Origin of the sequence: Streptomyces sp. NPDC059900 (assembly GCF_050270335.1) — a bacterium.
Taxonomy (GTDB): domain Bacteria; phylum Actinomycetota; class Actinomycetes; order Streptomycetales; family Streptomycetaceae; genus Streptomyces.
Genome location: NZ_JBNNJZ010000354.1, coordinates 1 through 8,567 on the forward strand (window position 1 = coordinate 1; position 8,567 = coordinate 8,567).

Here is an 8,567-nt window from a genome sequence, read left to right on the forward strand (position 1 = left end):
CCCCTGGCCTGGCCGGCATCGACCTCACCCGCGACCCTTCCACGCTCGCCGGGCCGTCTGCCTGCCCGGTTGTCCTGCGCGGCATCGACCTCTTCGGCTATCCGGCCGCCGAGGTTGCAGATGCCCTCGAGGACAGTCTGCCCCCGTCGCTCCGGCTCAGCGGCGACGGTCTCTACCTCTCCGCCGTATCGGTCCACGCGGCACCCGTACCCGCCGAGAGCTGATCACGACGGCGAGCGGGATCGACGAGACCGAGCACGCGGCTCCTCCCCGGATGCCTCGGGCCGGGGGCTTCTCCTGTCGGTGGCCAGGCCGTGGCTCAGCTACGTCGCGAAAGGCCCGGCCCCAACAGCCCTGCAGGGCGCCCCCACCCGCATGCCCCGGCGGAGCCCGCAGCGTCAGTTGCGCCCGCTCATTCCCACCTTCGCGGCTGCGGTGAGTTCCGGTTGCCCGGCGGGGAAGTCTGCTGGGCCTCCGGGGAAGAGCAGCAGGCCGCCCGGCGTGCGGGCCACCACGTCCGTATACCTGTCGCCGTTGATGTCCAGCAGGGGCAGGGTGGCGCTGAGCGATTTGCCGCCGTAGGCCTTCGCGTCGAAGGCAGTGGCGCGGGAGGGATCGGGGCCGGAGCCGTCGGTTGCGCCGGGCAGCAGGGTGAAGCGGCCCGCCTTGTCCTCGCCCGGAGTGCTGACCACCAGGTCCGGATGCCCGTCAGCGTTCACATCGCCGGTAGCGGAGAGCGCGCCGAACAGGTCCCTGCCCTGCGAGTCGCCGGGGATACCGGGGGTCTCCTGGCTGTACACCGTGCTGCGGCGGCCCTTGCCCGGGCCGCCTTGGGCGCCGTAGACGAGGGTGAGCTGCCCCGGGTCGAGGCCGTCGGCCGGCGACGCAGTGCCGCCCCCGCCGACCAGGAGGTCGCTGGTGCCGTCGCCGTTGACGTCGCCGGCCAGCGGCGTCAGGACTCCGTCCTCGGTGCTGTTGTCCAGGCCCCCGGGCGGCTCGGCCCGCAGCGGTCCCTTTGGGCTGCCGCGGAAGTAGGCGGCTGCCGGGACCGGGTCCGGGCCCGGCTCCTCGTCCTCTGCATACGGCGGGCTGCCGGTGAAGAGCAGGTCATCGAAGCCGTCGCCGTCGAAGTCCCCGGAGGTGGCCCCGCCTCCGGCGGCCTGCCAGTCCTGCTGCGCCAGCCGGGCCGGGGCGCCGTCCCGGCCGATGGGGCCATACGCGATGCGCCCCGCAATCCGCTGCGGGTCCTTCTCCTGCGCCCCCTTGCCCCGGTCGATCAGGTCAAGGGCCCCGTCCCCGTTGACATCGGCCACGGCCATCGCCAGGAACTGGCGCTCGGCGGCCACCGTCACCGGCTTGCCCAGGCCGTTCATCCCGCCGAACATGACCACCGCCCGGTAGGCGGCCTGCGGCCCGGCCTCTTCTTCCGGGCGCGGTTCACGGGTGGCGACCAGGTCCGTGAAGCCGTCGCCGTCGAGGTCACCGCGGAGCAGCGGGCCGCTGTAGACACCGCGGTAGCGAGTAGTGCGGGCCGCGTCCAGTCCGCTCCGCGAGCCCGGCACGACGATGATCACGACCCTGCGTCCGGCCTCCGACCCGCCCGAGGCGCCATCCTCATCGACGGTCACGAAGTCGTCGTAGCCGTCCTTGTCGAAGTCCCCGGTGCCCGAGTCGCTGCGACCGTCCCGGTCCCGTGGAGCCGGACGGCTCTTTCCCGAACTGCCCTCTGTTCCGCTGCCCGTGCATCCCGTCAGCAGCAGGAGCGCACAGCACAGCAGGACCAACAGCAACCGCGGCGCAACCACTTGGGGGCCCGGCACGCGAGTGCTGCCGCGGGAGAGCGGCCCGCCGCGCATCCCAGCACTGCCACGAGCCGATGTCTCGTACGCACCCGCGAACTCCCCCACTGCTACCCCCGTTGACCAGCACTTCGTGCCATCCACATCCCGACGGCCACAAACCTAGTGATCACCAACCTGCGGCGGCAATGCCCGGACCCCGACGGCACAACACACCAACGAACGGTCAGCTGTTCGCGCCGGGGACGATCCAGTGGAGTACGGGTCCGGGCGGGGCGTGGAGTTGCGGCCGCCGTCCCGGCCGGGTTGGCCGGGAGGGCGGCCGTTCACCGGGTCAGGACCAGATGGTGAAGGTGACGGTAACGGAGGTCTTCTTGCCACTGGCGTCAGTGACGGTCAGCGTCGCGTTGCGGAACCCCCAGGTCGCGGGCGTGCCCGAGATCACGCCCGTGGTCGGGTTGATCGTCAGTCCTGCCGGAAGGTTCGTCGCGGAGAAGGTGTACGGGGCCGTGCCGCCGGTCGCGGTGAGCCGCACGCTCAACGGCTTGCCCACGTAGCCGTTCTGGCTGCCGGGGTCGGCGAGCTTGGGCGCGCCGGTGCCGGTTGCCGTCACGGTCCAGGTGAAGGACGTGGCGCCCTTCTTTCCGGCCGCGTCCGTCGCGGTCAGCGTCACGTGGTGGGTGCCTGCGGCCGTCGGGCTTCCCGTGACGGTGCCGGTAGACGCGGCGATGGACAGTCCCGTAGGCAAGCCGGTGGCCGTCCACGTGTAGGGGGCCGTGCCGCCCTCGGCGCTGTTGCGCAGTTCCACCGGGCTGCCGGTGGCGGTGCTCTGCGCGGAGACCGCCGCCACTCTCACCTCGCCGGGCTGCGGGTCCGATGTCACCAGCTGGGCGCCGAACTTGGTGAGCGCTTCGTTGACCGGCTGGAAGATGGTGTACTTTTCGCCGCTTCCGCCGCTGCACGTCGCGCTGCCGCCGCCGGAGTGCAGACCCACGGCCCGGCCGCCGGCCGGGGTGACATAACTACCGCCCGAGTCGCCGCCCGCCGAGCAGGCGCTGGAGTAGGACAGTCCATCGATCACGACGTTGCCGTAGTCGACGCTCTGGTTGACCTTGGTGACCTCACCGCACTGGTATCCGGTCGTCTGGCCCGAGTGGCACACGGCCGTGCCCACGATCGCTTCGCCGGAGCCCGTCACGGTGACATCCCCCTGGCCCCAGCCCGCGACCGTGGGCGCCAGCGACCAGCCTGTCTGGTCGACGTCGACGATGCCCATGTCGCCTTCGCGGGCGTTGATCGACCCGCTGCCGTTCTTGTTCGAGGTGCCGACGCGCGTGCCGTCCTTGCCGTAGGCGGGCTGGCTGACGTCGTTGGTGCAGTGCCCGGCGGTGAGGAACGCCTTGCCGCCACCGCTGGTCCGCGTCACGGGGAAGCCGATCGAGCAGGGTGATTCGCTGCCCGGCGTCCACTTCTCGCCGCCCACCACGTTGCCGCCCTGCTGGCGGGGTATGCCGCGGGACTCGACCACCCGTATGAGGCCGCCGAGGGAGGCAAGCTTGGCGCGCAGGGACTTGGTGGCCGCGGACGACGTGTCAGGGTCGATGACCACTTCGACGCGTTCCGCGCGGGCGTCCGGCCCCCACGAGCGCACGCCGGGTACGGCCCGGCTCCACACGCCGGCCTTGTGGGCCGCCGCCTCCAACTCGGCGCGTGTACGGCGTGCTTCGTGCGCCACCGCTCCCGCCGTCCGCGCGGCTTCGGCGGCCCGGGGCGTGGTGACGGTGGCATGCAGGCGGCCGTCGGCCGCGTCGAACCAGAGGGCGGTGGCCTGGTCGCCGACCGTGGCGCGGAGCTGTGTGGCCACGCGCTGGGCGCGCCGTTCGTCGGCCAGGCGCTGGCTCACCCCGGCGGGGCTCACTCCGAGGTCTCGCGCCAGGGCGGCGCGCAGTTCCGCCGGCAGTCGCGGCTGATCCGTCGTCTTCGGGGAGGGGTCGGTGGACGCGTCTGCCCGGGCGGGCAGCGCCGGCAGGGCAGTCAGTGCGGCGAGGGCCGTCGCGGCCAGGAGGCCGGTCATCAGCGGTCGTTGCGAGCGGGTTGGCATGGGGGGTGTCCTTTCGGGGAGGGGCGCCGGTGACGGGGCATCAGCAGCGATGCGGTGTCTGGGGCGGGTGCGGGAAGACCGGTGGGCGTACCCGCCGGGACGGCCCACAGCGTGCTGGTGACGGGGCGTGGGCGGTATCCGGGAAGGCCCCCGTCGTGGGAAGGCCCCCGTCGTGGACGCTCTCGACGGCCGCAGGCAGTGGGGCCGGGCGCGGCGGGCCCCTCGGCGGGAGAGGGCGTGTCAGGGAAATCCCTCGTCCCCTGCACGGGGTGTGCCCGGGCGTTGTGGCGGGGCCGGTGGGCGCCTACGGTGCCCGCTGTGCAAGGACACTCGGGCGGGGACGGCGAGGCGGGTCCGGCGGAGGACGGCTGGGCCGGCGTGGTCCGCGATGCCGCCGCGCGGCTGGAGCGCCACGGGCGGCTGGCGGTCAGTGGTCCGTGGGGTGCGGGCAAGAGCACACTGCTGGACGCGCTGGCCCAGCAGGCGTCAGCCGTGCGGGACACCGGTGTGATGCGCCGGTATCTGCGGGTGCGTGCGCAGGAAGGTGATGCCGGGGTCCGCTACGGCGCGCTGGTGCAGCTGCTCACTTCGGCACAGACGCACAGGGTCGGCGATGTTGTGCACGGTGGGGCGGAGCAGAGGGCCGAACCCGGCGCCGCGCGAAGCGGGGCGGCCGGCGCTCGTTCGGAATCTGCTGCCCTCTCCCCCAAGCCCCCCAAGCACTGGCGGAGTGCGCAGCCCTTGCAGGTCACGGCGTCTGCGGCGGACGGGGCGAGCGGAGTCTTGCCTGCGGCACCCGCCCAGACGCCGCAAACCGGCAGAATCACGGGAGTTGCGGCGGTAGCGGGGCTCTCACGGGGCACGGAAATCACCCAGGCCGCACAGGCCCCATCAGCCTCTGCCGCGCACGCCCTCACGCAGGACCCCGCGTGGATAGCCGCCCTGCCCACCGGCCCCGCCGACGACCCGCTGCGACTGCGACTGGCCTTGACCCGCCTGCTCGCCGACGGCCCTCCGGTCCTGCTCGTGATCGACGGCGCACAGTGGCTGGACCCCGCCAGCGCGGACCTGATCGGCTACGTTGTCCGCACCTTTGCCGCCGACCGGTTGACCGCTGTGGCAGCCGAACGCACCAGCGGCCACCCCTCGGCCGCGGCCGCGCTCCTGGGCGGCCATCCAGAGATCCTGCCGGTGCCCGCCTGCGACCTCGCCGAGACGGCAGCCGAATGCGCGCGCCGGGAGTTGCCCGCCCGGTGGGCGGCACCCCTGCACCGCTACTGCGGGGGCCACCGGGGGCTGCTCGACGCCTGGTTGCGATCCCGTCCCGGCGTGGCGGACGGCCACACCGGGCCACCCGACCCGCCACGGCAGGTGCGCGACCTCGCTGCCGCCTGGCTCGCTTCCGCTCCCGCCGACGTCCGCGACACACTGCAGGTCGCGGCGCTGGCGGGCGGATGCGACACGGACCTGCTGCGGCACAGCGGGTGCCACGGCGCCGAAGACCATCTCGCCCACGCTCTGGAGGCCGGGCTGCTCACCACGGACAGCGCCACGGGCCCCGTACCCGCAGGGGTGCCGCTGCCCTACCGGTTCGCCGCGCCGGCGCTGGCCGATGCCGCAGCCGCCACGGTCACCCGTGAGCGACGCACCGCGATCCATCGTGCCCTGGCCGCCTGCTCCCGCGGAACCGTCGCGCGCGCCCTGCACACCGCACTGGCCCGGCAGTCCCCGGACCTGGCCATCGCCGAAGACACCGCACACGCCGCGGCGCAGGCCCGCGCGGTGGGCGAACGTCTGCGCGCGGCCGAGCTGTTGTTCCTCGCCGCGCGCCTCACTCCCGCCGATCGCCACCGACTGCGCCTGGACCGCCTCGCCCAGGCGGCGCAGGAGGCAGCGGCCGGCGGCTCCGCCGCGCTCTCCCGCCTGGCGGCGGATCGCATCGTGGCGGAGCACGGCACTCCCGCCCAGCAGGTACACGCCCTGCTGTCGGTGGTCGACGCGCACGGTCAGGACACCGCCGGAACCCGCCCGCTGCTCGCCACTGCCCGCAGGACCGCCGCCGAGGACTCCGCACTGCTCGCCGCCGTCGAACTGCGCGCCGCCGTGCAGGCCAACCTCGCCGGCGAGGACGCAACAGCTGCCCTGCACCACGCGCAGGCCGCCACCGGTCTGGCCCAAGCAGCAAACGACATCCCGCTGGAGGCGGCCGCGCTCACGATGACCGCCCGGATGCAGCGCGTCCTGGGCCATCTCGACACCGCCACGGCCACGTTGGACCGGGCCCTGTCGCTGGCCGTGCCGCCTGCGCGACTGGGCATCCGCAACAGCCCCCAGTACCTCGCCACCCGCCACGCGGTGTTCGACGCCCGCCTGCCCCGGGCCCGCGCCCTGCTCCTGCACCTGCTGCCCGCGGCCCGCGAGAGCGGCGAGCCGGAGGACCTGGTGGACCTGTGGCGCAGCCTCGCCGAGGTCGAGGCCGGACGGGGTGCCTGTGGCCAGGCGCTGCACTGGTCGGCCCGCGCCGTCGACCTCACGGCGGCCGCGGGCCTCTCGCCCGGCCCCGCCTGGTACACCGCGGCCATGGCCCAGGCCTCCGGCGGCAGCTTCGCCCACGCCCTGCGATACGCCGCCCACGGCGTGCGCGCCTCGCGCGAGGAGCAGGACGCACTGCACACCACACGCGCCCTGTGGGCGCTGGGCGCCGCACTCTTGCACACCGGTCGCGTCGAGAAGGCAGCCGCGACGCTGTCGCAGGTCGCGGAGCTGGAGTCGCGCTCGGGGGCCGCCGATCCGGCCGTGCTGCGCTGGCAGGGGGACGCGGTGGAGGCCTACGCTCTCTGCGGTCGTACAAACGAGGCCCGCGGTCTGCTGGAGCACATGCAAGAACGGGTGGGAACGCACCCCGCGCACGCCGCTCTGCGTGCAGCGCTGACCCGCGCCCGGGGCCTGTGCCGCTACCTCGAGGGTGTTGACGCCCTCGAAGAGGCCGCGGAACTCCTGGCGGACGCGGCCCACGCCTTCGCCGAACTCGGCCTCCCCGTCGAGGAGGGCCGCACCCAGCTGCTGCGCGGCCGTGTCGAACGCCGGCGCCGGCGTGCCGCCGCTGCGCGAACGGCGTGGGAAGGGGCCCGTACGCTCTTCGAAGACGCCGAAGCATACCCCTGGACCGCACTGGCGAACAACCACCTGGCCCACCTGGCAGGCCATCCCCCCGCACCCGGCGGCTCGGCAGCACCCGCGCCACGGCGCCTGACCGAACACGAGTTGCAGCTGGCCGAACTCGTGCGCACCGGCGCGACGAACCAGGAAGCGGCCCAGCAGATGTTCATCTCGGTCAAGACCGTAGAAACCGTGCTGAGCCGCATCTACCGCAAGCTCGGCATCCGCTCCCGCACCCAACTCGCCACCGCACTCACACACGACCGCTGACCGCTGCGCGATGGACAACGCGATGCGTCAGGGCAGGGCAGGCCCCGCCAGGTACTCCCAGACCGGCCCGTACACGCCGCCGGGGATCCGCGCCTGCATCTCATCCAGCGTCACCCACTCCGCCGCGGACACCTCCCGCGGCGATGCCACCCGCGGCTCACCGGACAGCCAGCGGCAGATGACATACACGACCCGCCGCCCCGTCACCGGATGCAGCCGCTCGCCGATCACCGCCAACGGCTCCACCACGACCCCCGCCTCCTCCAACGCCTCCCGCCCGGCCGCCTGCAGTGGCGACTCGCCGGCTTCGATCCTGCCCGCCGGGAATTGCCACGCCAGATCCCCCTCGGGGACGGACCTGCGGATCAGCAGGACGGCGCCCTCGTGCTGCACCACCGCACCCGCAATCACTGCCGGATCGTTCAACCGCAAATCCCCCTCCCTCACCCGCCGTTCATGGCGCACCGCTGTCCGATCACAGCGCAGCACACCGCCCCTGCCACCGATCCGGCCCGCGCCACCAGCCTGCCCTGCCCGCCGGGAAACCCACCGGGCCGTCACACGGCCAGCGCCCGGCGCCACCAGCCACCAGCGACCCGCCGGGCTTCGCCGGACCTTCCGTTGAGGCCCTCCGCACAACGGGCGGCGCGGCGTGGCTCCTACTGCTCCCAGGGCGGCTTCCCCTCGAACGCCAGGTGGTGGACGTCGAAGAGGACCGCCGCCTCGACCCCGAGCGCGGGGCCGCCCATCCGCGCTGCCCAGGTCAGGAACGGACGGGGTTCAAAGCTCTGCTCACCCAGTCCGCTGGTGTACTGGACGTGGGCGGACAGCGAGGCGATGCCGCGTTCCAGGGGCTCTCCCGTGACGTCCACGCCGTGGGTGGGACGTTCGGGGCCGGCCATGCACACGAGGCGGACGCCGCCCCAGGGCTCGAGGCCTTCGTCGGCCAGCTCCGGGAAGATCCAGCGGTTGCCCGCGTCCCGCGCGGCATCCAGGGCTGCGAGGCCCACCACGCGGTGATCGGCCTGGTTGGTGACACCGGCGATCATCCGCACGGTGAACGCGCCCGTCACCACCACCTCGGGCCGGTGCCGGCGGATGGCGCGCACGATGTCGCGGCGCAGGCCGGGGCCGTACTCCACCACGCCGTCGCGGTGGTCGAGGAACTCCACCGTGTCCACGCCGACCTCCCGGGCCCCGGCCCGCTCCTCGGCCTCACGCAGCGGCCCCGCCTCGGC

The 8,567-nt window shown here is 73.7% G+C and carries 6 protein-coding genes; 2 read left to right on the forward strand and 4 right to left on the reverse strand.

The genetic code is table 11. The features are described from left to right. A partial coding sequence (locus ACQKIP_RS32165; RefSeq protein WP_427744895.1) for a hypothetical protein occupies positions 1–224 on the forward strand: 224 nt, incomplete at its 5' end. Between the two features lie 174 nt (positions 225–398). On the opposite strand, the gene ACQKIP_RS32170 is transcribed toward ACQKIP_RS32165, so the two are convergent. Both ACQKIP_RS32170 and ACQKIP_RS32175 read right to left on the reverse strand, forming a co-directional pair. Beyond that, positions 399–1,790, reverse strand: coding sequence for an FG-GAP and VCBS repeat-containing protein (locus tag ACQKIP_RS32170; protein WP_365863444.1), 1,392 nt, complete (start codon positions 1,788–1,790; stop codon positions 399–401). Between the two features lie 343 nt (positions 1,791–2,133). Then, on the reverse strand, positions 2,134–3,900 hold the full coding sequence (locus ACQKIP_RS32175; RefSeq protein ID WP_365863446.1) for a putative Ig domain-containing protein: 1,767 nt from the start codon (positions 3,898–3,900) through the stop codon (positions 2,134–2,136). 318 nt (positions 3,901–4,218) lie between these two features. Here ACQKIP_RS32175 and ACQKIP_RS32180 point away from each other — a divergent pair, with 318 nt between their 5' ends. Next, the gene (locus ACQKIP_RS32180) at positions 4,219–7,329 is read left to right on the forward strand and encodes a LuxR C-terminal-related transcriptional regulator (RefSeq protein ID WP_365863448.1); all 3,111 of its coding nucleotides are present in this window, start codon (positions 4,219–4,221) and stop codon (positions 7,327–7,329) included. 27 nt (positions 7,330–7,356) lie between these two features. Here ACQKIP_RS32180 and ACQKIP_RS32185 read toward each other — a convergent pair whose 3' ends face one another. Continuing rightward, positions 7,357–7,761: an NUDIX hydrolase gene (locus ACQKIP_RS32185; RefSeq protein WP_365863449.1), complete on the reverse strand. Its 405-nt coding sequence runs from the start codon at positions 7,759–7,761 to the stop codon at positions 7,357–7,359. A gap of 227 nt (positions 7,762–7,988) precedes the next feature. Next, the coding region (locus ACQKIP_RS32190; RefSeq protein WP_427744898.1) for a PIG-L deacetylase family protein at positions 7,989–8,567 on the reverse strand (579 nt) is incomplete at its 5' end.

Excerpts from the sequence above, each read along its gene's own strand:
- ACQKIP_RS32175 (WP_365863446.1), bottom strand. The coding sequence starts at position 3,900 with ATGCCAACCCGCTCGCAACGACCGCTGATGACCGGCCTCCTGGCCGCG.